At 61.8% G+C, this 26,683-nt stretch carries 25 protein-coding genes; 8 read left to right on the top strand and 17 right to left on the bottom strand.

Annotated features, from left to right (window positions below; all coding sequences use genetic code 11):
• Positions 1-148: 148 nt before the first annotated feature.
• The 3 genes from AAHM38_RS15095 to AAHM38_RS15085 form a co-directional block, all read right to left on the bottom strand.
• On the bottom strand, positions 149-880 hold the full coding sequence (locus AAHM38_RS15095; protein ID WP_116575917.1) for an anti-sigma factor: 732 nt from the start codon (positions 878-880) through the stop codon (positions 149-151).
• Entirely contained in the window at positions 877-1,587 is a 711-nt protein-coding gene (locus tag AAHM38_RS15090; protein ID WP_009241722.1) for a sigma-70 family RNA polymerase sigma factor, read from the bottom strand. Before AAHM38_RS15090 ends, AAHM38_RS15095 begins: the two co-directional genes overlap by 4 nt.
• A 64-nt stretch (positions 1,588-1,651) precedes the next feature.
• Positions 1,652-2,236: a fasciclin domain-containing protein gene (locus tag AAHM38_RS15085; protein WP_009241723.1), complete on the bottom strand. Its 585-nt coding sequence runs from the start codon at positions 2,234-2,236 to the stop codon at positions 1,652-1,654.
• Positions 2,237-2,742: 506 nt separating this feature from the next.
• On the opposite strand from AAHM38_RS15085, the gene AAHM38_RS15080 reads away from it, so the two are divergent.
• Entirely contained in the window at positions 2,743-3,324 is a 582-nt protein-coding gene (locus tag AAHM38_RS15080) for a hypothetical protein (protein WP_009241724.1), read from the top strand.
• Between the two features lie 14 nt (positions 3,325-3,338).
• Positions 3,339-4,007, top strand: a complete 669-nt coding sequence (locus AAHM38_RS15075; protein WP_009277616.1) for a hypothetical protein — start codon at positions 3,339-3,341, stop codon at positions 4,005-4,007.
• 402 nt (positions 4,008-4,409) lie between these two features.
• Here the strand turns inward: AAHM38_RS15075 and AAHM38_RS15070 are convergent, their stop codons facing one another.
• From AAHM38_RS15070 to AAHM38_RS15015, 12 genes are all read right to left on the bottom strand, one after another.
• Positions 4,410-5,585 (bottom strand): efflux RND transporter periplasmic adaptor subunit, encoded by a 1,176-nt coding sequence (locus AAHM38_RS15070; protein WP_009241726.1) that lies wholly within the window; start codon positions 5,583-5,585, stop codon positions 4,410-4,412.
• Positions 5,582-7,951, bottom strand: coding sequence for an ABC transporter permease (locus AAHM38_RS15065; protein WP_116575918.1), 2,370 nt, complete (start codon positions 7,949-7,951; stop codon positions 5,582-5,584). Before AAHM38_RS15065 ends, AAHM38_RS15070 begins: the two co-directional genes overlap by 4 nt.
• A complete protein-coding gene (locus tag AAHM38_RS15060) occupies positions 7,945-8,649 on the bottom strand; it encodes an ABC transporter ATP-binding protein (RefSeq protein WP_009277617.1) in 705 nt (234 codons plus the stop codon). The genes AAHM38_RS15065 and AAHM38_RS15060 overlap by 7 nt, the downstream gene beginning before the upstream one ends.
• A gap of 14 nt (positions 8,650-8,663) precedes the next feature.
• Positions 8,664-8,954: a hypothetical protein gene (locus AAHM38_RS15055; RefSeq protein ID WP_012430378.1), complete on the bottom strand. Its 291-nt coding sequence runs from the start codon at positions 8,952-8,954 to the stop codon at positions 8,664-8,666.
• A gap of 233 nt (positions 8,955-9,187) precedes the next feature.
• Complete coding sequence (locus AAHM38_RS15050) at positions 9,188-9,832, bottom strand: hypothetical protein (RefSeq protein ID WP_009241730.1); 645 nt, start codon at positions 9,830-9,832, stop codon at positions 9,188-9,190.
• 5 nt (positions 9,833-9,837) lie between these two features.
• A complete protein-coding gene (locus AAHM38_RS15045; protein WP_116576021.1) occupies positions 9,838-12,129 on the bottom strand; it encodes a heavy metal translocating P-type ATPase in 2,292 nt (763 codons plus the stop codon).
• A gap of 35 nt (positions 12,130-12,164) precedes the next feature.
• The gene (locus AAHM38_RS15040; protein ID WP_116575919.1) at positions 12,165-12,689 is read right to left on the bottom strand and encodes a cytochrome b; all 525 of its coding nucleotides are present in this window, start codon (positions 12,687-12,689) and stop codon (positions 12,165-12,167) included.
• A 176-nt stretch (positions 12,690-12,865) separates the two neighbouring features.
• Entirely contained in the window at positions 12,866-14,413 is a 1,548-nt protein-coding gene (locus AAHM38_RS15035) for a thymidine phosphorylase family protein (protein ID WP_259393901.1), read from the bottom strand.
• A gap of 10 nt (positions 14,414-14,423) precedes the next feature.
• Positions 14,424-14,702 (bottom strand): DUF1488 domain-containing protein, encoded by a 279-nt coding sequence (locus AAHM38_RS15030; RefSeq protein WP_009241734.1) that lies wholly within the window; start codon positions 14,700-14,702, stop codon positions 14,424-14,426.
• 29 nt (positions 14,703-14,731) lie between these two features.
• Positions 14,732-15,673, bottom strand: coding sequence for a ribose-phosphate pyrophosphokinase (locus tag AAHM38_RS15025; RefSeq protein ID WP_116575921.1), 942 nt, complete (start codon positions 15,671-15,673; stop codon positions 14,732-14,734).
• A complete protein-coding gene (locus AAHM38_RS15020) occupies positions 15,670-17,034 on the bottom strand; it encodes an MBL fold metallo-hydrolase RNA specificity domain-containing protein (RefSeq protein ID WP_116575922.1) in 1,365 nt (454 codons plus the stop codon). Before AAHM38_RS15020 ends, AAHM38_RS15025 begins: the two co-directional genes overlap by 4 nt.
• A gap of 18 nt (positions 17,035-17,052) precedes the next feature.
• Positions 17,053-17,475 (bottom strand): Hsp20/alpha crystallin family protein, encoded by a 423-nt coding sequence (locus AAHM38_RS15015; protein ID WP_004634108.1) that lies wholly within the window; start codon positions 17,473-17,475, stop codon positions 17,053-17,055.
• A 338-nt stretch (positions 17,476-17,813) separates the two neighbouring features.
• Between AAHM38_RS15015 and AAHM38_RS15010 the strand changes: the two genes are divergently transcribed.
• The 3 genes from AAHM38_RS15010 to ftsH all read left to right on the top strand — a co-directional run bounded on the left by AAHM38_RS15010 (position 17,814) and on the right by ftsH (position 20,647).
• Positions 17,814-18,314, top strand: a complete 501-nt coding sequence (locus AAHM38_RS15010; protein ID WP_116575923.1) for a lecithin retinol acyltransferase family protein — start codon at positions 17,814-17,816, stop codon at positions 18,312-18,314.
• A gap of 14 nt (positions 18,315-18,328) precedes the next feature.
• Positions 18,329-18,550 (top strand): hypothetical protein, encoded by a 222-nt coding sequence (locus AAHM38_RS15005; protein WP_009241738.1) that lies wholly within the window; start codon positions 18,329-18,331, stop codon positions 18,548-18,550.
• A 153-nt stretch (positions 18,551-18,703) separates the two neighbouring features.
• The gene (gene ftsH, locus AAHM38_RS15000) at positions 18,704-20,647 is read left to right on the top strand and encodes an ATP-dependent zinc metalloprotease FtsH (RefSeq protein WP_116575924.1); all 1,944 of its coding nucleotides are present in this window, start codon (positions 18,704-18,706) and stop codon (positions 20,645-20,647) included.
• On the opposite strand, the gene AAHM38_RS14995 is transcribed toward ftsH, so the two are convergent.
• Complete coding sequence (locus AAHM38_RS14995) at positions 20,639-21,925, bottom strand: erythromycin esterase family protein (protein WP_342234296.1); 1,287 nt, start codon at positions 21,923-21,925, stop codon at positions 20,639-20,641. The genes ftsH and AAHM38_RS14995 overlap by 9 nt on opposite strands.
• 267 nt (positions 21,926-22,192) lie before the next feature.
• Between AAHM38_RS14995 and AAHM38_RS14990 the strand changes: the two genes are divergently transcribed.
• On the top strand, positions 22,193-22,693 hold the full coding sequence (locus tag AAHM38_RS14990; protein WP_116576022.1) for a BCAM0308 family protein: 501 nt from the start codon (positions 22,193-22,195) through the stop codon (positions 22,691-22,693).
• Positions 22,694-22,825: 132 nt separating this feature from the next.
• Here AAHM38_RS14990 and AAHM38_RS14985 read toward each other — a convergent pair whose 3' ends face one another.
• Positions 22,826-23,758 (bottom strand): 1-phosphofructokinase family hexose kinase, encoded by a 933-nt coding sequence (locus AAHM38_RS14985; RefSeq protein WP_116575926.1) that lies wholly within the window; start codon positions 23,756-23,758, stop codon positions 22,826-22,828.
• A gap of 209 nt (positions 23,759-23,967) precedes the next feature.
• On the opposite strand from AAHM38_RS14985, the gene AAHM38_RS14980 reads away from it, so the two are divergent.
• Positions 23,968-24,231, top strand: coding sequence for a hypothetical protein (locus AAHM38_RS14980; RefSeq protein ID WP_009241743.1), 264 nt, complete (start codon positions 23,968-23,970; stop codon positions 24,229-24,231).
• A 48-nt stretch (positions 24,232-24,279) separates the two neighbouring features.
• Positions 24,280-26,679: a phosphoenolpyruvate synthase gene (gene ppsA, locus AAHM38_RS14975; RefSeq protein WP_116575927.1), complete on the top strand. Its 2,400-nt coding sequence runs from the start codon at positions 24,280-24,282 to the stop codon at positions 26,677-26,679.
• Positions 26,680-26,683 lie beyond the last annotated feature (4 nt).

The following is a 26,683-nucleotide window of genomic DNA, read 5'->3' as shown; positions in this document are numbered from 1 at the left end:
AGGCGGGAGCTCGCGGCGGCGTTGTATAGGCGCAAATGCGCCAGTAGCGCGAAGGGGGATTACATGGCCACGACGTTGCTCGACGCTTCAAACAGTGTCGAGCAAGGTTGCTGCAATGGAGTTATTCATGCAGAGATAGACAATTTCATTACGTCTCATGCATCGCGCCCTTGCCCACCACAGGACCCGTCGCTTGGCCCGTCGGAGAACCTCCTTTGGGCTCTACCGAAACAGCCAGAGCTGAACGGGCATTAAGTTTGGCGGCATTTTCCTTCGACAACACAATTGAAGTCGAGCGATTGGAGGGGAAGACTCCCAACGAGATCGGTTTGCTATTTTCTGGAATCAGCCAGAGCTCAGTCGAAGCGCTGTCCGAGACCTGAAATGCGACAGCCGGCACGACGATGATCTCGCGCTTTGCTTTGTCGACGGTCGCGGTCCAATGCGGCACGCCATCGTCATCTGCAATCGCAGCCGCAGCATAAGCTGACTTCAAACCAGACGGCGCCTCAGGGGGTGCTGCGAGGAAAAGATTCACCGCGACGACAGCAACCATTGCGAAAGTCGTTGCAAGCGCCAACGTGCGCCAGAACCGAATGCTGTTCCAAAAACGCCGCATTTGTGCCCCTGCCGGCACAGTCGTAGGCGCGCCAGTTCGCTCTACAAGCCCCAGATCGGCCTCGATTCGCCTCCACACGCGCACAGGTGGTTGCCTGGGGGTGACAGCCTCACCGAGGGGAGAAAGACGAAATTCCCAAGCATCGACTGCTGCCTGTAGGGCTGCATCTTCATGCAGTGCACGCTCCACGGCGCTGCGTTCCTCGGTGTCCAACAAACCGAGAACGTATTCAGCGCACTCCAGATCGCGATCTGGCGTCATGACTGCTGCTCCAGGCACATCTTCAGTTGCAGCAGGCTGCGTCGCACCCAACTTTTCATCGTACCGACCGGCACGCTCAGACGCGCTGCGAGTTCAGCGTAGGTCACCCCTGTATAGAACGCCTCCACGATCACACCACGCTGGCGACCCTCCAGCTTGCGAATGCAACTCTCCAGGCGTCGATGCTCCTGGCTCATGTCCGCCACTTCTGATGGCGTTGCCCGTTCATCGACGATCTGGCCCCAGTCCGTCTCATCACCGGTGGTCTCGCGCGATTGCCGAAGACGATCGATCGACTTGTTCCTCGCCAGCGAGATCAGCCATGTCATGGCGGTCCCCCGATGAGGATCGAATTGGTCGGCGCGTTGCCAGATGGCGACATAGATATCCTGCAGCACGTCTTCGGCTTCACCTGAGCTGCGAAGGATTCCGTACGCCAACGAATAGAGTTTGGGAGAAGTTAGCGTGTAGAGCTCTTCGAACGCTGATTTACTTCCTTCGCCAGTTTGCTTGAGCAACTCAACGAGCCGTTCCCGAACGGCTTCCTGGCGCGCTGATATCGTGCCCTCGGCTTCGGGCAAAGATGCTCCGACAACGTGCATATGATTTCGCGTGCCTCGGTTGCCCATGACGGGATGTGGCAAAGGTATACCACCGGCGTTGTTCCCGCAACGAACGTCTTGAGCGTAGCGAAGTTGGGATGACATTGCCTTTCCTCTCGTCATAGTCCGAGCGCGCGAGGGCACTCGCCCCCGCGCTTCACGGGAAGGATTACGGCATCAATACCTTGTCCACGACGTGAATCACGCCGTTCGACTGGTACACATTGCCGATAGTGACCATGGCGACCCCGCCCTTGTCGTCGGTGACGGTCAGATGGTCGCCCTTCTGCATGACGGTGAGCGGATCACCTTCGACGGTCTTGAGCATCGCCTTGCCGCCGCCATCGGCGACGGCCTTCATCAGGTCTTGTGCCGTGAGCCGGCCGGGCACCACGTGATAGGTCAACACCTTGACCAAGGTCGGCTTGCTTTCAGGCTTGAGCAACTTATCGACCGTACCGGCGGGCAGCGCCGCAAAGGCTTCGTTGGTCGGTGCAAATACGGTGAATGGGCCTGCCCCGGACAGCGTATCGACCAAGCCGCCTGCCTTCACGGCAGCAACAAGCGTGGTGTGATCCTTCGAATTGACCGCATTTTGAATAATGTTCTTGGACGGATACATCGGAGCGCCGCCCACCATGGTGGTCGCTTCGCTATCGCCCATTGCGGCCGCCGCTACGGACGCATAGCCGCCAGAAATGATTGCGAAAGAAACCAGAACACCAGACAACCCTGCCAGTTGAAACCGTTTCATCGTTGACCTCTATCGTGGCGCTTCGCAATGTGGAAGCAACCGATATACGAATCCAACCGGCTATCGGATGCACAAACAGATCGTGCGACAACGCATTGGTGGTTCACAGAATTGAGTTGACTTTGCATCAGAAAGATCGTCGACACCCTCCGAACCGATGGTTGCCGACGCTCAGAGCGTCGTGCGGTCGCAGATCGGGGTTGTTGATCGCGGCTGTGCTCGCCGAACTGGAGGGGGACGCTACATGAACGCCGGCTACCGTGCTGATGGCGGATCGGCCGCACGCTGGCAGAACAGCGGGGGCTGTGTTGGTCGCTGCCGCCAGAGCCGGGTCGACGTGTGGCCAAGGGTCACGCCTGGAACGCGTGGAGCGCATGAATGGGGTGCTGGCTTGATCCATTCTGCATCCGAAATCGCCTGGCAGACGTATATCAAACCAGCGCTGCGCAGCCCTTGAGATAAACCGCGCAGTGCCCGATCCATACCCTGCCAAAGGAGATTGACCCATGAAGCGAGCACTGCTACTGGTTTTGACCTTGACCACCGCGACCTTGAGTGCATGCGGAGGGGGCGATGACACGCCCAAGGCGATGGCATCAACGGCGTCGACAGCACAATTTCCCCAAAATGCCGACATGTGGGCCGGGCTTGGTGGAGATGCCAGCGCACCGGCCGCCATTTCAAAGGTGGTCGACGATGCGGTGTCCGGACTGCTTGCGGACCCCAAAGAAGCACCGTACTTCGCAAACATCGGTAAGCCGGGACACGATACGGTCGGACGTCTCAAAGCCTGCCTGAACCTCCAGTTCAAAGCGCTGTTTGGCGGCCCCTTCAGCTATCCGGGGCAAGTCGCGGCGGACGGCACTACCGTGATGTGTGACGACATGGCCACTGCACACTCTGACGTTGGCATCCCTGGCTGTGTGTTCGATCAGTTCATTACCGATGCCGCCGCTGTCATGAAGACCGATGGCGTTCCGGATGGCTACATCTCTCGCGTAGCACCCGTGCTCACCGGCCTCAAGTCGACCATCGTGTCGACCATGCCTCAGTATCTGGGCCCTAACACCGCCCAGAACTGCAAGTGAGCCCGCGAAGCGGGTTGCGCCGCTACGCACTGCCCGGCATTGCAGCCTTGACGGTTGCGATCGGTCTGGTCGGTGCGATGCACTTGAAGGCGGCTCGTCCTGTGCTCGCGATGCTTGGCGTTCCGTGCCCCGTCGACAACACCACTGCGGAGCAAGTCAGCGCGCTGCGCGCCAGCGGACTAGCGCACCTTCGGGCTGTGAAGTTCGCGCCGGCTCGCCCGGTCCCCGGCGGGTTCGTACTGGATGCCACGACCCCCGAGGAGGCCCGCCAGTGGGCACACGAAAATCGCATAGCCTGTGAAGATGTCAAGCACGGCTACAGCTATCTTCGTTGTCGCGGCGTCGAAGCCAATAAGCTCGGTCTTGCCGGCCCGCCCGTCAGCGAGTTATGGCTCAGCTTCGGTCCGAACGGCCATCTCATCGGTGTAGACGTCTACCGGCGGGGTATGAGCGCCAACGACACAACCGCCGCCTGGGATGGCGCTAGACATGCGCTGCGAGATGTGCTCGGTATGCCAACGTCGACAATGGGTGATGCATCGCCAGCGGTACTGGGCGCATCGCCACTGCAGACCGCGCGTTTGCAGTGGCGATTTTCCGACTACGTGGCAGTCGTCACCGCGAGCAACCTGCCTTACGCCGGGCTGGCGGTCCGGGAGCAGTACATGTCGTCTCGCCTTTGATTTGAATTGACCCTGCGACATGTTGGGGCCGGCAAATTCGCCGGCCTCCACCTAAGTAACCGCGTGCGCATGAACGGCTGAGCAGCGCATCAGCCGGGCTCGTGCGACCTTTGTATTGTCCCCGCCGAATCCACGCCACCCGCCCCAACCCACATGCCGAGGCATGATGGAACGGAACACCGCCGTGATGCAGGAGGTGATGCAAATGATGATGGATGGTTAGGGCATGGGCATGGGCCGCGGAATGGGTCCGGGTATGGGCGGCATGAGGCAGAAGTAGATCCGGCGGGCCAGCTTGCTGCTGCGTCGCATGAGCGCGGCGCTCGCGATGAGCGTGAGTTCGGTTGCGGCGGTATCCAATGCGCTGCGTCTGCGCCGCGTAGGCCCCTAGCCCCCGTGCAATCAACGGGCGTTCAGGGGGCGCACGCTCATGCTGTCACTGAGCGTGGGCGGAGGATAGACGACCACGGTGTCGTGGTCCTGAAGCCCATCGAGCACCTGGGCTTCCTCCGCGTTGCGCTGTCCGATCTGAATGATTCGCTGTACAGCTTTTCCGTTCTTAACGATAAACGTGCACCAGTTACCGCCGCAGCGGAATAACGCGCCAATCGGCAGCTTCAGTACGTCGGGTTGTTCCCAGATGACGATGCGCCCTTGTACGCGGTACCCATCATTCAACCTGCCTGGCGGGTCGACAAGATCCGCCACGATATGGACGCGCTGTTCTTCAACCCCGAGCGCCGACACCTTGGTAAACGCCCCTGGACCTACTGTCCGGACCGTGGCGTTGACGGCCAACGGACCGCCCCACTCCACTACCGATACGCGCATGCCAGGACTGATCTTGACCGCATCGGTCGATAGCACGTCGACGACGAGTTCGTAGCGCGATGGGTCGGCCAGAAGCATCAGGGCCGCGCCTGCAAGCACCACGCGCTCACTTTGTTGTTCGATGCGCAACAGAACGGTGTTGGTCGGGGCACGGACTTCAACGGGTTGCCCGGCTTCCAGCGCCTTCAAATTTGCCATGGCGACACGAACGTCGGCGGCGGCGGACGTTTCTCTTGCGCGTGCTGCTGTCAGATCGCTGGCACTTGATGCAGCCATGGTCCGCATCTGCTCCACTTCCTGCCTGGACATGGCACCGCTGCTCAAAAGCGTTTCGCCCCGGTCCAAGTTTCGGCGGGCTTGGTCGTAGTCTGCCCGCGCATGCGCGGCCCGCGCCTGGGCCTCACTGAAAATTGCCTCTGCCGCATCAACACGTGCGCGTTGGGTCGCTCGTTCTCCCGGAGTCATCGGCGCCGGCACCAGAACGGCGATCACCTGCCCTGCCTTAATCTGATCGCCTTCATGCAGTTCAACGCGAAGCAGTCGGCCTGTGATGGGCGCAGTGATGACGTAACGATCATGCGCACGGATTTCGCCGTCTTCATCGATCGTGACTTGAAGCGGTCCACGGGTGACACGCCCTCTGTCCACGGCCGCAGGTACCGGCCAGAGTGCGTACGTGAGCGCCAATGCCAGCGCCAGCGCAGCACTTGCAAGTGCGAGCGTCTTTCGCAGGCCACCACGCTTCATGATTCTCTTGCCTTGAGCACTGCGACGATATCCAACCGTCTGATCTTGGCCGCCACCAGCAGCCCCGAACACACGACCGCGCCACCGGCTACAACGAATGCGTAAGCGAAGGTCGCGGCGTGAACCACGAGCGGAAGCCGGTACAAGTCGGTTGCCAGCCGTGTAGAGAGGAGCCCGCACACGCCGTAGCCAAGCAAAAGTCCGGCTGGCAGCGCAATGGCGGTGAGCACAAACTGCTCCCCGAGCAGAATCCACGCGACTTCGGCCTGCGTGAACCCGAGCACGCGCAGGGAAGCCAACTGTTGAACACGTTCCGAGTAAGCGATGCGCATGCCGTTGAACGCCACACCAAACGCGATCACACAGGCAAAGGCGAAGTTGATGGACGTGGACAGACGAACGCTCTCGTCCATGATCTTGCGGAAGCTGGCGATGACGGACTGGCGAACCGCCACTGCATTCACCGCTGGCAGACGCTTGAGCGTCGCATACAGATGGGCAGCCGCATGCTGATCGACGGACAGCCTCGCACCTGACCAGTTTCCACCCTCCCCAAGCAGCTTTGCCAGTGCATGCTGGTCCATGTAGGCCGCGACGCCCACCAGATCTCCGGACAGCCGCATCAACGTGACTTGCCTGGTTTGACGCTCTCCTTCAAGCACTTCGATCGTGATCGGATCACCAGGTCTTATGCCAAGAACGGCGGCGAGTCGGGCCGAAACCACCAAGCCGTCCGGGGGCATATGCAACGGTCTGCCCTCGTCATCAATTAGCCTGTGCAGATCCGCCTTCTGAGCGATTCCACTCAGCGAGACGCGCCGAGACCGATACCCCGCGGATAGCTTGACCGGTACATCGCGGAACCCCTCGACCTTCAGCACGCCGGGCAGACGCTCTATTGCGTAGATGGCGCGGTGGGATAAGGGTTGAGAAAAGGCCACCGTCACATCCTGCCGCTCGATTTGCTGGAATTGGGTATCGAAAAGGAAATCGATTGAATCGAAGAAAAACCCGCCGACGACAAGAATTGCGCTTGCGCACGCAATGGCCAAAGAACCAAGAAGCGACTTGACGGGCTGACGCGCGATATTGCGCGCAATCATTCGCCACACCACGCTCATTTGCCGGTAGATGCCCGCCCGCTCTACCCAGCCCACTGAAAACGCTGGCGGAACGACCGCGCGAAGCGCCTCGACGGGCATCAATCTCATGGCTTTCGCAGTGCTCGCGATGGCACCGCCAACCGCCGTTCCAAAGCTAATGAAGAACGCCCAGGCCATCGTCGAAAAATCGGCGCGAAACTCGAGGTGGGCCAGCCGGTAGTAACGGGCGTAGAGGTCGGTTAGATATGTCCCTAACGCCAATCCCCCTCCAATACCGACAACGGTGCCTGCCGCAGCAACGACGCATCCGAGCTGCAGGTAATGCAAACCGACTGAAAGGTCACCGTATCCAAACGCCTTCATCAAACCGATCTGTGAGCGCTGTGTATCGATCAGTCGGGTCAGGACGTTCTGCAGCAGAAACATTGCGACCAGAAAAAAGATGGCTGGCACATAGGTGGCAGTCACGCGGTTCTGTGCGATCTCGTCGGTAATGAACCGATTCGATAGTTGGTGATCGCGGCTGATTGTTCCAAGTCCGCCGTACGGCAACAACGTTCGATCGATTTGCGCGATGACGTGCGGCGCGGGCACGCTGCCATCGAGAGACAGCACGAGATCATTGAAGGCGCCATCCATGCGGAACGCTGCCGAAACCGCATTCCCTCCCATCCAGACTACGCCGTAATGGCGGTTGTCCGGGAAGATGGAGCCCGCGCCTGCCTCGTAGACATACTCCGGCGAGATTGCAAGACCAACAATGTGCAGGCGCTTCCAGCGGCCGTTCAGGATGGCGCTGAAGTACTCGCCCGCTCGCAGGCTGTTGGCCTCTGCGAAGGCCGCGCTGACCAACACCTCATCCTCTCTGCCCGGCGCAATGTATCGGCCGCTTTGAAGGTGCAGCAGGTTGAGCGCGGGCCAACCGAGCTCCGGGATGGAAACGAGGCGCGCCGTGGCTGGCTCGGAAAGGCCGGGTATGTCGACCGTGACATCTGACACTACGCGTGCGTCCACATGTGACACTCCAGGCAATGCAGCAACGCGCGAGGCAATCTCCAGTGGTGCGCGCTTCAGATGGACGAAGAGATCGGCAAAACGGTATGACGCGTAGTAGTCCTGCTGGGCGTTCAACAAAGCCAGATAGGTGCTGCGCATCGCAACAAACGTGGCGACACCACATCCGACAACGAGGACTGCCGCCAAGACCTGCGCCCGCATTTGCCAGAGGTCTCGCCAGAGTAGCCGGACAAGCATGCTCACCATGCCAGGTCTCCGACTCGGGCACGCTGCCCGTTTCGGCGGTGCTCGACAATGGTGCCGCTGCTCATACGAACGACACGATCCGCCATGTCGGCGATGACGGCGTTGTGCGTGACGATCACGATCAGGGTGCCGAACTCGCGGTTCACCTGTTCGAGCACCTCCAGCACCAGTTGCCCGGTCCGGAAATCCAGTGCGCCGGTCGGCTCATCGCACAGAAGGACATCTGGCCGTTTTGCGACCGCGCGGGCGATGGCAACGCGTTGCTGCTCACCACCCGACATCTGCGAGGGAAAGTTATCCGCAAGCGTCCCGATCCCGACCCTGTTCAGAGCCTCAGTGGGATCCAGCGGATGCTCCGCGATGTCCGTCACCAGTGCGACGTTCTCGCGGGCAGTCAGGCTTGGAATCAGGTTGTAGAACTGAAAGACGAATCCAACATGTTCCCGTCGGAAGCGCGTCAGGCCCCGGTCTCCCGCGTGGGAAAGATCGTGGTCCCGATACACGATGGAACCGCTCGTTGGTGTATCCAGCCCGCCCATCAGGTTGAGTAGCGTGGATTTTCCGCTACCCGACGCCCCGAGCAGCACAACGATTTCACCCGGCCCGAGTTCGAGGTCGACGTGTTCCAGAGCGCGCACGCTCACGCTCCCCATTGGGTAGACCTTGCTGACGGCCTGAATATTGAACACCGTTTCCACGACACACCGGTCTGCTAGGAGGGCGGGCGAGTGGGCCGCTCAGATGTTTGGTGCTGCGCTGAATGCGACGTCCAGCGTTCTGCAATCGCCCTCCCCACCTGCATGCCTGCCGCAATGGCAACATCCACAGAATCAAAATCCGGAGAGACGTGGTGGAAACGCTCCAGTTTCGGATACTCCAACGCGGCTTGTTTTGGCGAGCAGACAAAGCCGGTGTAGGCGTACTTGAATCCATCGCAACGCCCAACGACCACCAGAATATGAATGGAGCAGCCACGGTGCTGTTCAATTGCCCAGGCCGACATATCGATCTCCTGCAAGGCGCTCGGGGGCGTAGTGCATGCCTGACTGATCAAGCTCTGCCGCCCATGTCTTGGCAAGGTTTGCCGGGCGAAGAAGAGAGGGGCAACGCACTGGTTCTTTCAGGCTACTTGTATTCGCCCGCAAGGCGTTGACGTACCTCAACCGCTGTGGACACGATCCCTGCGGGCCCAGCGTGTCGGCAATACGTCTCAGGCTCGTTGCCAATGCACCCTGCTCAGCGCTCGACCTTTGTCCGTGTGTCTTTGGCGGGAGATGCAATCGATTCCCGTCGCCGCCATCGGAGGTGCTTCGTTTGCAACAAGTGCTGCCAATCCAGTTTGGCAAACCCATAGACGAGCGCCAGAAACACGACCTGCGACACGACGAAGTACACACCCATATACGCCCCGTCGATCTCTGTTTCCTCATCTAGATAGCGCGCGCCAATCTGGGCAATGTGCGTCCAGGTCAGGTAGCTCACCCAGCGGCCAACGAAGAACGGCAGGCCGATCAGCCATAACCGCATCCCAGTCAAGCCGTAAGCAATGAAGATGTAGTTGGACGGGAACGGGCTGAAGGCGTATGCGAGCATCAGGCCGACCGTCATACCTTTGCGGTCTTCCAGCCAGGCGCGCACCACATCGATGTTCTGGCGATCGGCCTCGCGCATCCAGCGGTTGCGCACGAGTGAGCAAGAGAGCCGCGCCAGCACCAGCCGGCCGACCGTCGCTGCACAAGCGGCAACGCCTGCAAGAATCACGGGGTCGGCCTCGGGTCGCGAGAAGCCGACCCATGACATCACCATCCACGTCGGCGGTGCGAAGGCCGGCATCACATTGAGCAAGAAGACTGTCCCGAACAACGCAAGCAGGTTTGCCATGTTGATCAAGCCTCCCCACCGAGCACATGGAACAGTTCGTCTTCTTGCGCGCAATGCAGCCGCAGGATGGCATCGAGCCCATACAGCAAGCGTTGCAGCTCTTGCGTCACAGCGGCATCGGGGCCGTCGGCGGAAACATCCGCCACGATTCGGCCCAACAGGTTCGTCACGCGGAATATCTCGCGATGCATGGCGCTCATTGCCGCCATCGGGTCGTCTCCACCGAGCAGGCGGGCGACGTCCGGATAGAGCTGGGTATCGTCTCGGCGCTCATGTGGTACCAGGACGTCAGCCAAGGACTGGTTGAGCGATAGCAGCGCGCCTTTTGCGGCACTGCCTCCCATATGGGGCAGCGCGTCTGCGACCATGCGGATCCGGCTCAGAATGGGCTCCAGCTCGGCGTGTTCAGCCTTGAGGCGCTCGACGTCTGCGCAGACGAGTGAACGGGGCGCTTCATCTGGCGTGGGCAACAGCGCTCTCAACGCGCTGGCGATCGCCAATACATCGATGAGCTCCTGCAGCATGGCGCCCGCCAACGGTGGTAGATGGCCCAGCGCTGCGACAACCATGGCTGCCAGCGACAACGACATGCCGATCATCACGCTCTGCAGTGCCACGCTGCGTGTACGGTGCGCTATCCGGACCGCGTCAACGAGCCGATCCAGGCGGTCGACCAACAAGACAATGTCTGCAGCTTCCGAAGAGGCCGCAGCGCCGCGCGCACCCATCGCCACGCCAATGTCCGCCGCGGCGAGCGCAGGTGCATCGTTGACGCCATCACCGACCATGATCACCTTGCCGTCGGCGCGGGCGCCCCGAATCACCGCGAGCTTGGCCGCTGGCGACAGGGCCGCATGGACCTCCGTCACCCCCAACATGGACCCAACCGATTCGGCAACATCTGCCCGATCCCCGGTCAACATCGCTTGCCGTTTGATGCCCTCACGACGCAGGAGTCGGAGCGCACGAGGCGCCTCAAGGCGAACGCGGTCGATCAGCTGCAATGCGCCCACCAGTTCACCATTGACGCCGACAAAGACAGCCGACGCACCGGCATAGCTCACGCGCTTGACGAACGCTTCCACCCAGGGCGGCTCGGCGGACGAGCCCAAGACATATGGCAACGCGCCGATGGAAACGACATGCCCGTCAACGCGGCCGCAAACGCCAGCGCCCGGACTCTCAACAACCTCGCTCGGCAATCGCAGCGTCGCACCCTGCTCGCGCGCGGCCTTGGCGACGGCTTCTGCCGTGACGTGATTCGATGCCTGCGCGAGTGAGCCGGCCAGGCCCAGTACAACATCGGACGCGTAGTGTGGTGCGCATTCAACATCGACCAGTCGTGCATATCCGCTGGTGAGCGTGCCAGTTTTATCGAAGAACAGCGTGTCGGCCAACGCCAGCCGCTCGAGCGCGCCGCCACCTTTGACGAGGACGCTTCGCTTGGCACAACGCGACAGCCCTGAAACGATGGCGACGGGCACTGCCAGGATGAGCGGACACGGCGTGGCCACGACGAGCACGGCAAGACAACGTGCCGAATCACCCGTGAGAATCCAGCTTGCCCCAGCCAGGAGAACAGCGACGCCCCCAAAGGCAAAGGCGTACCGGTCAGCCAGCCTTACGGAAGGACTGCGCTCGGACTGCGCCGCACTGACCAGCCGGACAACGCCTGCAAACGTGCTCTTTTCGGCGGATGCACTCGCGATCATCTCGAAAGCGGCGCCCACATTCAGCACGCCGCTGCAAATGGCATCGGCCGTCAAACGATGGCGGGTGAGTGATTCTCCGGTCAACGTGGATTCATCGAGATCGGCAGGCCCGGACAAGGTGCCGTCCACCGGCACGACTTCACCGTGCCGCACCAGCAGCCGGTCACCCGCTTGCACCCTCTCCAGACTGACTTGGTGCCACTGCCCGTCGGCGAAACGATTGGCCCGCTTGGGTGCATGGCCGAGCAACGCAGTCATCTCGCGCTGCGCACGCGCTTGCGCGAAGTCTTCCAACGCGCGCCCCGTTGCGAGCATCAACGCAATGACCGCTGCGACCAGCACCTCGCCGGACAGGAGCGCAAAGCTGATCGATATCACTGCCAGAACATCCACGCCGGCCTGCCGTCGCATCAGTGACCGAACAATCGTGACGACCAGGGTCAGCCAGTTTGGAACGACACCAATCAGCCAGAGTTGCCACGCCAGGACATCGGCACCGAGGTACCGTGCCCACAACCCGGCCGCCAGAGTCAGCGCCGACACGGCAAGCAATGCTACGTTGGCGAGCAAGCGCGTGGAGTGCATCATTGAGCCTCCTGTCGGCGCAGTTTTCATGTGCGCTAGATCATGCGGCGCAGCAGCCGATCCTTCAGGATGAATTCGTGCCAGAGCGCCGCGGCGGCATGCAGCCCCACCGCGATATAGACCAGCGTGGCGCCCGACTCATGCACCTCCTTGGCCAATTGCGCCAACGTCTTGTCTTGTGCAACCGCCAGCGGCAGATCCAGCCCGAACGGTTGGATCGGCTTGCCACCCCAGGCCAGTGCCAACAGGCCCAGAAGGGGCATCCCAACCATCAGTGCATAGAGCGCGCCATGCGTGAGTCGTGCTGCAAGCTGAATCAGCGGTGTGCCCGGAACGGGAGGCGGGGCCTGCGTGGCCACCCGGGCCAACAGGCGCAACACCATCAAAGCGAGCACGGAGAGCCCCGCTGTCTGATGGAGCATGAAGAGAGCGGCACGCCCGGCGCTGCCTTTCGGGAAGAAATCGAGAACTTCGATCGCCGCGACGGCGATCAACACCGCCAGAACCACGAGCCAATGGAGCGCGCGCAGGGGACGGGAGTACTTCAGGTCGGATTGCATGGCGTTATCCAGAGTACGTTGAGTGGTAAGGGAAGTTACTGCAGATCATGCTTAGGCCGGGCGGGTGGCTTTCGGCGTTCAGCAGCCTGGCAAGTGCAGGCCCTCCAACCGGTGCATGCGCGCTCGTCTGTTCAGCCGCCCTGCACCGCCAGCGGGTAGGCGGAGACAGCCCGATGTCAGCCCACGCCAATCGGAGACAGTCCCACCACAGCATGCGTCAACGCATATGCCGACGAATACTCCAGCTCGCCCGAGGCCTGCGCGTGGATCGTGAACAGCGGTTGCCCAACATTCACCTGATCCCGCAGTCGCACACGCATCTGTACGCCCGCGACTTGACGCATCGGCGCGCCCGCAAGCTTTGCAATGCGGGCAAGGTGGCGGTTGTCGATGTGGGTGACGATGCCATTTTGTTCGGCAACGACGTCGCGGCGGAACACGGCTTCTCCGGGGATGCGCAAGCCACCCTGTGCCTCGCAGATCGCTTCGAACTTTCGCCATGCAGCACCGCTGTCCAGCAGGTCGGTTGCCATGACAAGCCCCGTTCCGGCAACAGCCGTACCGCAAAACTCCAGCAATGCGCCGGCCAGCAATAGAGACCGTTCCCGCAAGTCGAACGGCGCGGTAGGGGTCCGTTGGAGTACAGCCAGAACGTCTCTTGCTTCCAGCGCAGGGCCGATCCCGCGGCCAACGGGCTGCGCGCCATCCGTGCGCACCATCAGCACCTGCACCCCAAAAGCTTGCGCCACACGTTTGAGCAGCATTTCAAGGCGTTCAAGGTCTTCGACACTACGGACTTTGGCCGTCGGCCCCACAGGCACGTCGATCAACACATGGGTGGACCCGGCCGCGATCTTCTTGGAGAGAATGGACGCCACAAGCTGGGCATCGCTGTCGACGTCCAGTGCCCTTTCCACCCGAATCAAGACGTCGTCCGCGGGGCTGAGGCTCAATGCGCCGCCCCACGCGAGCGATGCCCCAACCTGCCCCACAACGCATCGCAACTCTGCCGCGCTCAGGTTGACGCGGGTGAGCGTTTCCATCATGTCGGCGGTACCCGCAGGCGAGGTGATGGCGCGTGACGACGTTTTAGGCAGCAACAGCCCCGCCGCCGCACAGATGGCAACCACGATGGGGCTGGTGCGATTGCCGGGCAGACCGCCCACGCAGTGCTTGTCTGCCACAACGGCGCGATCCCACTGCAGGCGCTCACCCGAGTCGACCATCGCTTGTGTGAGGTCGATGGTCTCCTTGATGGTCATGCGACCAGATGCGCAGGCACTCAGGAATGCCGCGATATGGACATCGGCATAACGCTCATGCGAGATGTCAGCAATGATCTCCTGCAATTGCTTGGCGTCCAGATGCCCGCCATAGATCTTGGCCCGCAGGGCGCGCAGCGACTCGAGCGACGGCGCGTGCCTGACGCAGACTTCGTCACCCGGGCGCGCCATCAACGAATCGACCGCGCTGGCTGACAGGCTCACCTCATGCTTTTCCAGCAACCCCGAGCCCACCAGGTTTAGCGTGGCGATCGCCGATCGCTGGCCGATCTGCACTTCCACACGGGCCTGCGCGGCAAAGCCCTCCGACCGGCAGATCGCGCTGTCCGGGTGCATGTAGATGACGTGCTCCTGCCACGTGTCAATGCCAAGCGCCTTGAACCTGAGGCATCCCGGCGGCGCAACGGGTGCGTCAACCGAGGGCATGGAGATGGTGGTCATGACAGGCATGTCAGCCAGCGAACCGGAAGTGCCCGCTGTGCAGCGTGATCTCCTTGGAACCTGTTTGCTCGAACAGAAGGCGTGCAACTTCTTCGATATCTCCGCGGTGCACCTTGAACGCGCTCAGCAGATCGTCCGACCGGCAGGAAAGCGCACCAAAATGATCCTCGAGGGCTTCCGCCGTGATTGCGTAGCTTGCGGAGCAGCCATCGACCGACGCGCGGCATTGCAGGTGCGGCCCCGCTGCGCAGTATGTCGGGTCGTCAGGCAGGAACCTGATCTGTTTCATGATGGCCTCCAGATACGAAAGCGCCCCGGTCAAACAAGCATCTGCTTGCTCAAAGGCAGGGGTAGATCAAACATGCGTGAAATGGCGTCGACCAGCGGCCCTGTCAGTGCAATCTGGTTCGAAGGATGCGGGATCGTGTCGCACGTGACCACCTCGGCGCTGGCCGCACACAGCTGGCTGTACGCGTCGGCGGCGAACACAGCATGCACTCCTACGCATACCGGCTGCGGTTTGCCGGCGCGCTGCAGCAAGCCTGCGGCGGCGAGCATCGTGCGCCCGGTCGAGATGATGTCGTCGACGAGTACCGGCACACACCTTGGTGGAATGTTCGGCAACTCAGCCACTTCCACGTGCCACGCACTGTGTCGCGTCTTGGTCAATGCAGCCCATGGGGCCCCGCACATGCCAGCTACTTGCTCGACCCACTGCCTGCTTTCCTCGTCAGGCCCGATCAGGAACGGCGCCTGTACATGGGTCTGAATCCATTCGGCAATGGCAGGTGCGGCTTCCACGGCGACCGTCGGCACGCGATAGACCTCCGACAAATGCGAAATGCGATGCAAGTGCGGATCCACCGTGACAAGCCAGTCGAACACGGGATTGAGCAAGGCGGCAAAGTGTTCCGCAGCGCGAATCTCGCCCGCATTGAAGATGACGTCCTGCCGCATATACGGCAGGTACGGCGCAATCAGGCCAACGCGGCGCGCCCCGCCCTGGCGTGCGGCAATCGCGAGCCAGAGCAGTGGCAAGAGCTTCTCGTCGGGACGATCGAGTGTGCAGACAATGGCCGCTTCTGCGCCGTGCACGGGCGTGTAAAGCCGCACGTAAGACTCTCCGTCCGGAAAGCGGGTCACTGCGGCATGCCCCAACTCTGCGCGCAGCGGGATGGCAAGTCGCATGGTGGCAGTGTCGCAGCCCGGCATGGCAATCAGCACACGCTGCGGGTCCAGAGCAACGGTCGGGGCGGTCATGCACCCTCCAGTTCGTAGGACTCGCGGTACTCCGGCATGCAGACCGACCACTGCAATTCATGCTCGATGCGCTGGCGCAAGGCGTCGCTGGCGGCTGGCTCGCCATGCACGATGAAGGTCTGCTGTGGCGGCCGCGTGAAGCCCCGTAACCAGGTCATCAGTTCATTGGCATCCGCGTGGGCGGACAGATTCTGGATCTGCTCAACCGAGGCTCGGATGGCAACCTCGCGTCCGTGCACGCGCAACGCCCTTTGACCGGCCAGCAGCGCGGCGCCCCGCGTGCCGGCGGCCTGGAAGCCCGACATCAGGATGGCGTTGCGCTTGCCGCCGCCAAAGTTCTTGAGGTGATGCAGCACCCGCCCGCCCGTTGCCATGCCGCTTGCCGCAAGAATGATCTTGGGCGCGCGATCGTTCCCCAGATGCCTCGACTGTTCTGGGCTCTGCACCGGAATGGCCAATGCACAGGCAGCCTGGCAGTCGGCAGCCTCGATATGCAGATCGTCAATATGATGCGCAAACACCCCCGTCGCCAGTTCGGCCATCGGGCTGTCGAGGTAGATCGGCACATGTGGAATCCGATGCTCGCGGATCAGCATGTAAAGGCAATACAGAAGCTCCTGCGTACGCCCCACAGCGAAAGCCGGGATCAGCAGCGTGCCGCCCTGCCCGATGGTCCGCTGCACAACCCGCTCGAGTGCATCGAGCGGGTCTCCCGCCGGATGCACGCGATCGCCATAGGTCGATTCGACCAACAGGGTATCGGCCTCCGCAATGGGCTCGGGTGGCCGCATGACGGGATCGACCTGCCGCCCCAGGTCGCCTGAGAAGACAATGCGGCGCCCCTCGGTCAGCAATGTTGCCGTGGCCGCACCGATGATGTGTCCTGCACGGTGGAACTCCGCTTCCACGCCCTCGGCAACGGAGAAGCGCTCGCCATAGCCGACGGGATGCAGGCGGCGCAACGCCCTGGCGGCGTCCTTTTCGTCATAGAGCGGCAAGGCGGGATGATGGCGCGAGAACCCCTCGGCGTTCGCGTACTGTGCATCCTCCTGCGCAAGCCGAGCGCTGTCAGGCAGCAGGATGTTGCACAGCTCAGACGTGCCTTTCGTGCAATAGACCGGACCATGAAACCCATTGCGCACGAGCAGCGGCAGGTAGCCGCTGTGGTCGATATGGGCATGCGTGAGCACGACCGCATCGATGTGATGCGGGTTGACGGCGAGCTTGTCCCAGTTGCGCAGACGCAGCGACTTGTAGCCCTGAAACAGCCCGCAGTCGACCATGACGCGGCGCCCGCCGGTCTCAAGCACGTACTTCGAGCCGGTTACCGTGTCGGTCGCGCCGAGAAATTGCAGCCGCATGCCACAGTCCCCTGGCGCCTAGCGAATCGTGATGCGCTGCTGTGGAGAGGCGTCCTTCTTGGGCAGCGTCACACGCAGCAGTCCGTTTTCGTACGTGGCGTCGACCTTGCTCTCATCGACTGCCGCATCCAGCGTGAACATGCGCTGCATGGTGCCGCTGTAGCGCTCGCTGCGGATGATGCGTTCGCCTTCCTTCTCTTCGGAAGTGCGCTCCACCTTGGCCGAGATCATGACCGTACCGCGATCGACCGTCACGTCGATATCTTCCTTTTTCGCCCCCGGGATTTCTGCAACAACGCTGTATGCCTTGTCAGACTCCGTCACGTCGACCTTGAATGGCAGCACGCTATCCATGCTGCCGCGCACCGAGCGCAGAAGCCCCTGGAAGATATCGCCAACCGGTTCAATGGCGAACGGGTCATAACGCTTGAGTTGACTCATGACTGCCTCCTGATGAGTAATCCCCGGGTTCCTGGGGTCACCAGATTCATCGTGGCACGGCAGTGCCGGAGTGCCTTGCGGCAGATCAACGGTGGCGCACGGTAGCCGTCGCAGGCGCGGCTTGCGACTCGCATCAAGCACATCGCTTCTGAGGTGCCGGCTGCCGTGTCAGGCTTTCCTGACATGGAAACCCGCGGCTCCGACAGTATTCTCAGCGCAGCCTGCATGACGCCGGCGCGTGCACTGCCAATACTGGTGGCACACCACCAAACAGCGCAGCGTCTTGTCGCATCGCCCCCAGAACTCGACAACGCCCAGCCAGTACAACGGAGCGCGCCATGAGCCGGAACATCGAATGCATCGCCCTGTGGAATGCGCCGCAAGACCTCGCCGCTTTTGACACTGCGCTTCCTGTTGGCGCACACCTTGTAGCGGACCGCGATGGGTACGAACACCACGGCATCTATGTCGGCAATGGGCAGGTCATTCACTACGCCGGCTTCTCGCGCCGTCAGCGCCGCGGGCCGGTGGAGCGCATCTCCATTGGCTGCTTTGCATGCGGTTTTGCAGTGACCATCCAGCGCGACGCCAGCCCCTGCTACGACGGTGAAGAAGTCGCCCGCCGTGCCGGTTCACGCCTGGGGGAGCGCAATTATCGGCTGCTGACCAACAACTGCGAGCACTTCTGTTCGTGGTGCCTGTTCGGAGAATGCCGCAGCGCACAGGTGGAGGCGTGCCTGAAAAGCCCCGTGCGAGCTGCGCGCACGCTATTCAAGCTGATGCTGCTGGCGCTTTCGACCGAATGTCGGACCGCACAGCCGCAGGCTCGGGCCGCGTGACACCGGAGAACTCCATGCCCCAATGCGACACCTCGTTGCGCGAGCTGGTCACCAAGTGGTTTGGCCTGAGCGATATGCCGCATCTGCGAATCACGCGCCTGCATTGCCCCGGCGTCGATTGCGGCTGCGTACGGGCGGAGCTGACGACATCCGCCCGCCCGCTTGCCATCGTCTTCTTTCGTCACCAGGCGGGCTGCTGGAGGTTGTTTCCGCCATCGCCCACACGCCGCCGATAGTGGCAACGTAAGTTTTCCTGCTGTAAGCCGACCCCAACTTGCGGGTGGGTTGATCCGCATCAACCGTCATTCCGGCTCAAGCACGAACATCAAGGTTCGATCCGGATGCCGGTTGACGCACGACCATGCGAAGGTGGACACGTGAAAGAGAGTATGCAGCCGCGGCAGCAAAGGTTCTCGCTCTGGTACGCCGTCATCGTCGCGTTGACCATGCTGGCGTTCCAGACGCTGTTCATGTCCGAGCAGATCGACACCCTCCCCTACAGCGACTTCAAGGCCCTACTGCATGCGGGCAAGATCAAGGACGTCGCCATTGGTGACCAGGACATCACCGGCACGTTCTCCACGGAAGGCGTCGAGGCGTTGCTGACGCAGCAGCAGGTCGATGCCATCCACCGCACGGGCAAGGGCGACCATCCTTTCCAGACCCTTCGCGTGAATGACCCCGCTCTTGTTCAGGAGCTGGAGGCGGCAAAGGTGCGCTTTGTCGGTCGGCCGGACAACAAATGGTTGAGCACCCTCTTGTCGTGGGTGGTGCCTGCGCTCCTGTTCTTCGCGGTTTGGAACTTCCTGATCCGGCGCATGGGCGGGGCCGCCGCCGGTGGGCTGATGGAAATCGGCAAGAGCAAGGCAAAGGTCTACATGCAAAAGGAAACCGGCGTGACCTTCGCCGACGTTGCCGGCATCGATGAAGCCAAGGACGAGCTGTCGGAAATCGTGAGCTTCCTGAAAGAGCCACTGCGGTATCAGCTCCTGGGCGGCAGGATTCCCAAGGGCGTGTTGCTTGTGGGGGCTCCCGGCACAGGCAAGACGCTGCTTGCCAAGGCAGTTGCCGGTGAAGCCGGCGTGCCTTTTTTCAGTATGAGCGGGTCGGAGTTTGTCGAGATGTTCGTTGGTGTAGGTGCCGCACGCGTGCGGGATCTGTTCAGCCAGGCCGAATCCATGGCGCCGTGCATCATCTTTATCGATGAACTCGATGCCCTGGGCAAGACGCGTGCGTTCAACCTGGTTGGTGGCAATGAAGAGCGCGAGCAGACGCTGAACCAGCTTCTGGTCGAAATGGACGGCTTTGACAGCAACAAGGGCGTCATCATCATGGCCGCGACGAACCGGCCCGAAATACTTGACCCTGCGCTGCTTCGTCCTGGCCGGTTTGACCGTCATGTCGCCCTGGACCGTCCGGACCTCAAGGGGCGAGAGCAGATCCTCAAGGTCCACGCCAAAAACGTCACGCTGGGGGCCGATGTCGACCTAGGCAAGATTGCCGCCCGAACACCGGGCTTTGCCGGCGCCGACCTGGCCAACCTCGTCAACGAGGCGGCGCTTCTTGCGGCGCGCGAAGGTAAATCCGCCGTCGAGACCACCGACTTTGACCAGGCGCTTGACCGCATCGTTGGCGGCCTGGAGAAGAAGAACCGGGTGATGAACGCCACGGAAAAGGAGACGATTGCCTACCACGAAGCCGGCCATGCCATCGTGGCCGAGCACCGACCCCTGGCCGATCGCGTTTCGAAGGTTTCCATCATTCCAAGAGGCATCGCCGCCCTGGGCTACACGCAGCAGACACCTACGGAGGACCGCTACCTCCTCAAGCACAGCGAATTGCTGGACCGGCTCGATGTGCTGCTGGGCGGCTACGTTGCCGAGCAGATCGTGTACCACGATGTATCGACCGGTGCGCAAAACGACTTGCAACGCGCCACTGACATGGCCCGCCAGATGATTACCCAGTTCGGCATGAGTGAACAGCTCGGACTGGCGACCTATGAGCAGACGCCCAACCCGCTACTCGCCGGCACAGGCTTGATGCAGCGCGAGCGCAAGGAATATAGCGAAGACACAGCCCAGTTGATCGATGCGGAAGTGCGCAAGGTGTTGTCCGATGCCAGCGCACGCGTGACCGCAACACTGGAAGGCCAGCGTGCCAAACTGGACGCTTTGTCGCATATGTTGCTGGACAAGGAGGTGGTTGACCGCCACGACCTGGACATGATTCTGGCTGGCAACGTGACCCCAATGCCGCCCCCGAAGGCAGAAGCGGGCTCCCCCGTCGGCGTTCCAGCGCTGGTGCCCGCGCAACAGCCGCATTCACGGTAACAGCGCCGTGGTCAACGGCTCGATGGCGGAGGTTTCGTCCAGATGGATCAGCGCGTCAAACTGGGCACCGATGGCGGCATCGAAGTAGTGCGAGGCGTACTCGGTTTTCGGCAGGTACAGCACACCGATTGCGCGCTCCAGCAGCGGCTCGTGGAACACATCTGCCGCCGTATCGCCAAGCGGCAGGAGGAAGCGATCCAGCCCGGTGCTATGGAACACATGTTCCCAACTGTCCGGCCGCGCCGGGCGCACCCATTTCCGCTCGGCCTCGCCGCCCCACTCGGATGCGGCGCATACATGGCCCGTATAGGTGGTAAAGCCGACAAGCAATGCGGCACCGCCCACCCGCTCACGCACGAGCTGTCCAAGGTTCCACTCATGCCGGCTGGCGGACTCCGTTGCCCGCGCATCGCCCACATGCGAGTTGTGCGCCCACACGACGACCCGTCCGTCGCCGCCTCGGCGCTGCCGGTATGCAGCCAAACCCAACAGCGTTTGTGCCATGTGCGCATCGCGCAGATTCCACGTATTGACGCGGTGCCCGAATGATTCGCGGTAGTACGCTTCTGCGTTGACGACGACGATGGCGTTCTGCTCGGCAAAGAAATGCGAGTCGATGGCAGCGACGCCGTCCTGCTCGATCAGCCTGGCCTCGCTTGCCCGAAGCCGACGCAGTTGCTCGACCACCTCGCGTTGCGCTGGCAGCCTCAAACCGGCGGCGGCTTCGTAGCCGTACGTCATGGGTTCCCGCACATGGTCCAGTGCCGCGTAGTGCATGCGCGCCACCGCTGCCTGCTCGGGGTCGGTCTTCTGCAGGTATTCGATGACGGCCTCGGCAGACCGGTACAGGCTGTACAGATCCAACCCATAGACGCCCACACGTTCTGAGGCAGCAAGGGCCGTATTGTGCTCATGCAGCCAGGTGATGAAGTCGAGCATGTCCGGGTTGCGCCACATCCACTCCGGAAAACGCTGGAAATCGCCTAGCGCCTCGGTAGCGGTGTCTGCGCCCTCGCCCTGGACATAGCGGTTGATGCGCCACACGTCCGGCCAATCCCCCTCGATGGCGACAGCGTCAAAGCCGCCTTGCACAATCAACTGCCGTGTGATGTCTGCGCGTGACTGATAGAACTCGCGTGTTCCGTGCGTAGCCTCGCCAAGAAGAACGTAGCGCTTTCCCTTCGCCATCTCCAGCAGGGGGTCGTAGTCGACAGCGCTTCCGGTGAGGCGGCTGGCCGCTTCGCGGACACCAAGGAAAGGCGTGAGAGGGGCAGACATGGGCGACGGACTCCACGGATGCAGCGGCAGTATCTGCAGTCTAGGCAGCGCTGATGCACATTGATTGCGCTATCTCAAGCGACAGGCCGCTCGGCATTGCGGTGCAGCTCGACTCGAGTCTGGCCCGATGAGCGCTGCTGCACGCAGAGTTGATTCAGCCCAAAGTGCGCCGCGCTGCGGGACGTACTCTGAGAGTTGTCCACCGCGACTGCGTTGCAGATTCTGGTCTGCAGCAGGCCGGAGGAACTCGCCCTCATAGGAGTCAACATGAAACAACGCTCTCAATCCGAACGAGTGCGGCCGGCACGCTGGAGCCCATTTGCCGTTGAGCCGATCCACACCAGGTATCGGCAACCCGACAAGGCACCGGCGGCAAGCTGCTGCCCAGTCTGCGGTGCTGTCTACCTCAAGGGCCGCTGGTTATGGCGCAGTCCACCGCCCGGAGCCACTTCGTTGATCTGCTCGGCATGCCAGCGTGCCGCCGACCAGATGCCTGCGGCCAGAATCCACCTCTCGGGGGACTTTGAGGCGGCCCATCGGGAGGAGATCCTGACACTCGCACGCCACCGCGAGGCAGATCTGCGGGCAGATCATCCGATGGAGCGCATCATGGCCGTCGAATCCACGAGCAGCGGCACTGACATCCTGACGACCGGGTTTCATCTGGCGCGCGACATCGGCCACGCAATCCACCATGCATTCCACGGGCACCTGACATTTGACTATGGCAACGCAGAGACCGAACTGCACGTGAAATGGAGCCGGTAGCGCCGAGGGGGCGTTCCGTATCGCCCCCATCCGCCTAGCCGACAGACCGATCACCCATACAACGGATCATCGCCGGCCTTGTGAGCCAAGCGGCGCTTCAACAGCGGTCAATCAGGCCGAGGCAGGTGCAACTCAAGTCAATGAGATCTCTGCGAAGCGCTGCTCGATTTCGGCGGCGCTGCCAAGTTCGGTACCGGCATGGCTCAACGCGGCTGCGGCGGCGGCCATGCCGTACCGAAATGCCTCTCGCATGCCTGCATCGCGGTTTAGCGCCCACACCATTCCGCCCACGAAGCTGTCACCTGCCCCAATCGTGCTGAGGATTGACGTTCCGACAGCACCCGAGCGGACAACCTCTTCCTGCGTGACGAGCATGGCGCCGCCCGCACCCAGGGTGAGCGCCACCACCTGCGCGTGCCCCTTGCGGACAATCTCCCGCGCAGTCTGCATGCAATCCGCTTCCGTCTCCAGCGCGTGCCCCGTCAGTTGCCGAAGCTCGTTCAGGCTCGGCTTGATCAGGTATGGCGTATGCGGCAACGCAGCACGCAATGCCGGACCGGCGGTGTCCAGTACGACGCGGCTGCCGCGCGCCTTGGCCCTGTCAATGACCCATGCATAGAAATCGTCGGCAACCCCAAGTGGCAGGCTTCCGCTCAGCACCAGGTAGCGCGGCGGTGGTTGCAGCGAATCGAGGTGGTCCAGGCAGCGCTGCCATTCCGCCTCCAAGACGACCGGCCCCGGCATGACGAACCGGAACTCCCGGTGGCTGCACAGTTCCGTCACGGAAAAATTCTCTCGCGTCTCCCCTTCGATCCCGAGGACGGCGAACGATAAGCCCTCTGCCGACAGGAGACGCGCCAATCGCTCGGCCACCGGACCGCCGGCAAGGTAGATGGCGAGGCAATCCCCGCCCAGGCGATGGACAACGCGGGCGACGTTGATTCCGCCCCCTCCAGGGTCACAGCGCACCGGTGCGCAGCGCATCTTGTGCGTATCCGTCAAGCGCTCCACCGACGTGGCGATATCGATTGCGGGATTGACCGTGAGCGTGACGATTTCCGGCATTGCACACCTCCAGGGGGCACGACTGGCAGCATGACAGTGCCAACGTGTCCAGGCGATTTTTCTGGGCGCAGGGTAATCGGCCCTCGTTTGATACGGCACAAAACCAGCGCCATCCATCATGCCAGTATTGATTCGACTGGCCGAGTCACCCTTGCTGCTTGTCGTCTCAGGTTAGGGATCGGCTTGAAAATATAGGAGACGCAATCGCCATGAAGACCGCATCACAAAACCACGGGCACCTCACCGCGAAAGAGATCAGAGAGATCATCGGCCCGTTCGAGATGGAGGTGTTGACTCGTATTCTTGCGATTGACCCGACCATCGAGGATGTGCAGATCGCGTACAAGTGGCTTCGCTCAGACGAGCACCTCGTCCGCGGCATGGATATCGAACTCACCGGTAAGGCCAGGACGATCTATGAGCTCCTTGACGCCGAGTTTCCGGACTTCGACGCATTCGGGCGTGGCGCCTAGGTTCCTCTTGCAACAATCCGTCGAACCCGCACCGAAAGGGAGGCCGTCATGGTCAACGACACCGCGCACGTTGTCTGGCTCGAAAATCTCCGGCGGACCGATGTTCCACGGGTCGGCGGCAAGAATGCGTCGCTCGGCGAGATGCTGGCCAACCTGGCGGGACGGGGCGTCAACGTTCCGCCGGGCTTTGCACTGACAGCCGATGCTTTCAGGCAATTCATAGAGGCAAATGATTTGCAGCCGGTCATCTTCTCGGCGCTCACCGACCTCGATGACAGCAAACTTTCCCTGGCCGAAGCGGGACTTGCCATCCGACGCGCCATGCTTCGCGGTGAATGGCCAAAAGAGACGGCGCGGGCAATCCGTCTTGCTTACGATGAACTGAACCGCCGAACAGGGCAATCCGACTTGGACGTTGCCGTGCGATCCAGCGCAACGGCCGAGGATCTGCCAGAAGCAAGCTTCGCTGGGCAGCAAGAAACCTATCTCAACATCAAGGGCGAGCGCGCCCTGCTTGACGCCTGCCGGCGCTGCTACGCGTCGCTTTTCACCGACCGGGCGATCAGCTACCGCCAAGCGAAGGGAATCGACCATCTGAAGGTCGCGCTGTCGGTCGGTGTCCAGCGCATGGTGCGATCGGACCTTGGGGGCGCCGGCGTCATGTTTTCCATCGATACCGAGACGGGCTTTGACAAATCGGTCCTGATCAATGCGGCCTGGGGTCTTGGCGAAAACGTGGTTCAGGGAGAAGTCGATCCCGATGAATATGAGGTCTTCAAGCCGCTGTTGTCGGAACCGTCGCTATCGCCCATTGTCGGGAAAAAGCTTGGCGGAAAAAGCCTCAAAATGATCTGCACAACCGACAACGAGCAGCCGACGAAGAACGTCCCCACCTCGAAAGCCGAGCGTGCGGCTTTCGTCCTGAGCGACCACGATATCCTGGCTTTGTCTCGCTGGGCCTGCGTGATCGAACAGCACTATGGCCAACCAATGGATATTGAATGGGCAAAGGACGGGCTCACCGGCGAGGTGTTCGTCGTGCAAGCCCGCCCGGAAACGGTCGAGTCACGTCGTGAAGCCAGTGCGGTAAGGACGTGGCATATCAAGAAGGCAGGCCGCAAGATGCTCTCCGGTGTCAGCATCGGCGAAGCCATCGCCGCCGGCAAAGTCTGCATCATCGAAAGCCCCAGCGACATGGGGCGTTTCGTCGACGGCGCCATCCTGGTCACCCAGACGACGGACCCGGATTGGGTGCCCGTCATGCGGCGGGCGGCTGCCATCATCACCGACCAGGGGGGACGCACATCGCACGCTGCGATCGTCAGCCGAGAGCTGGGGCTTCCTGCCATCGTCGGCGCCGGTAACGCGACGCATCTGCTGCATGACGAGCAGGAGATCACCGTGTCATGCGCAGAAGGCCGAGAAGGATTCGTCTACGAGGGGATTGCCGACTTTGCGGTCGAAGAGGTCGACTTTGGCAATATCCCCGCGACGCGCACCAAGGTCATGCTGAACCTCGCCAACCCGGCGGCGGCGTTTCGCTGGTGGCGGATACCCGCCGACGGTGTCGGGCTCGCGCGAATGGAGTTCGTCGTGAACAACCATATCAAGATCCACCCGATGGCCCTGGCCCGCTTTGACACACTCAAGGACGAAGACGCCAAGCAGACCATTGCGGCGTTGACCACGGGCTACGAAGACAGGACGGAATATTTCGTCGATCGCCTTGCGCGTGGATTGGGACGGATCGCAGCGGTCCAGTATCCGCACCCTGTCATTGTCCGCATGAGCGACTTCAAGACCAATGAGTACGCGCATCTGATTGGCGGCGCGGAATTCGAGCCTAAGGAAGACAATCCCATGCTCGGATTCCGTGGCGCATCGCGTTACTACTCCACACGCTACCGGGAAGGCTTCGCGCTTGAATGCCGCGCCATTCGACGCCTGCGCAATGAGATGGGCTTCACGAACGTCGTGGTGATGATCCCTTTCTGCCGTTCAACAAAAGAAGCGGACCGCGTGCTTGAGGTCATGGCTGACAACGGCATCCATCGTGGCGAAGCCGGTCTCCAGGTTTACGTGATGTGCGAGATCCCGTCGAACGTGATTCTGGCAAAGGCCTTCGCGCAACGTTTCGATGGCTTCTCCATTGGCAGCAACGATCTGACGCAACTGACGCTGGGCGTCGACCGTGACTCGGCCGATCTCGCAGCGCTTTTCGACGAACAGGATGACGCCGTCAAGTGGATGATCCGCAATGTCATTGCGAGTGCTCACGAGGCGGGTGCACATGTCGGTCTGTGCGGTCAGGCGCCCAGCGACCACCCCGAGTTTGCTACCTTCCTGGTCGAATGCGGCATCGATTCCATATCGGTGAGTCCTGACAGCTTCATCGCGGTCAAGCGCAGTGTGGCTGCCGCGGAGAGCACTGCCGCGAAAGCGCCGTGATACG

The sequence above is a fragment of the Ralstonia sp. OTU4908 genome (genome assembly GCF_038440115.1).
GTDB lineage: Bacteria > Pseudomonadota > Gammaproteobacteria > Burkholderiales > Burkholderiaceae > Ralstonia > Ralstonia pickettii.
The sequence above is the reverse complement of the archived record's forward strand: the minus strand, read 5'-3'. Positions and strand labels throughout refer to the sequence as shown.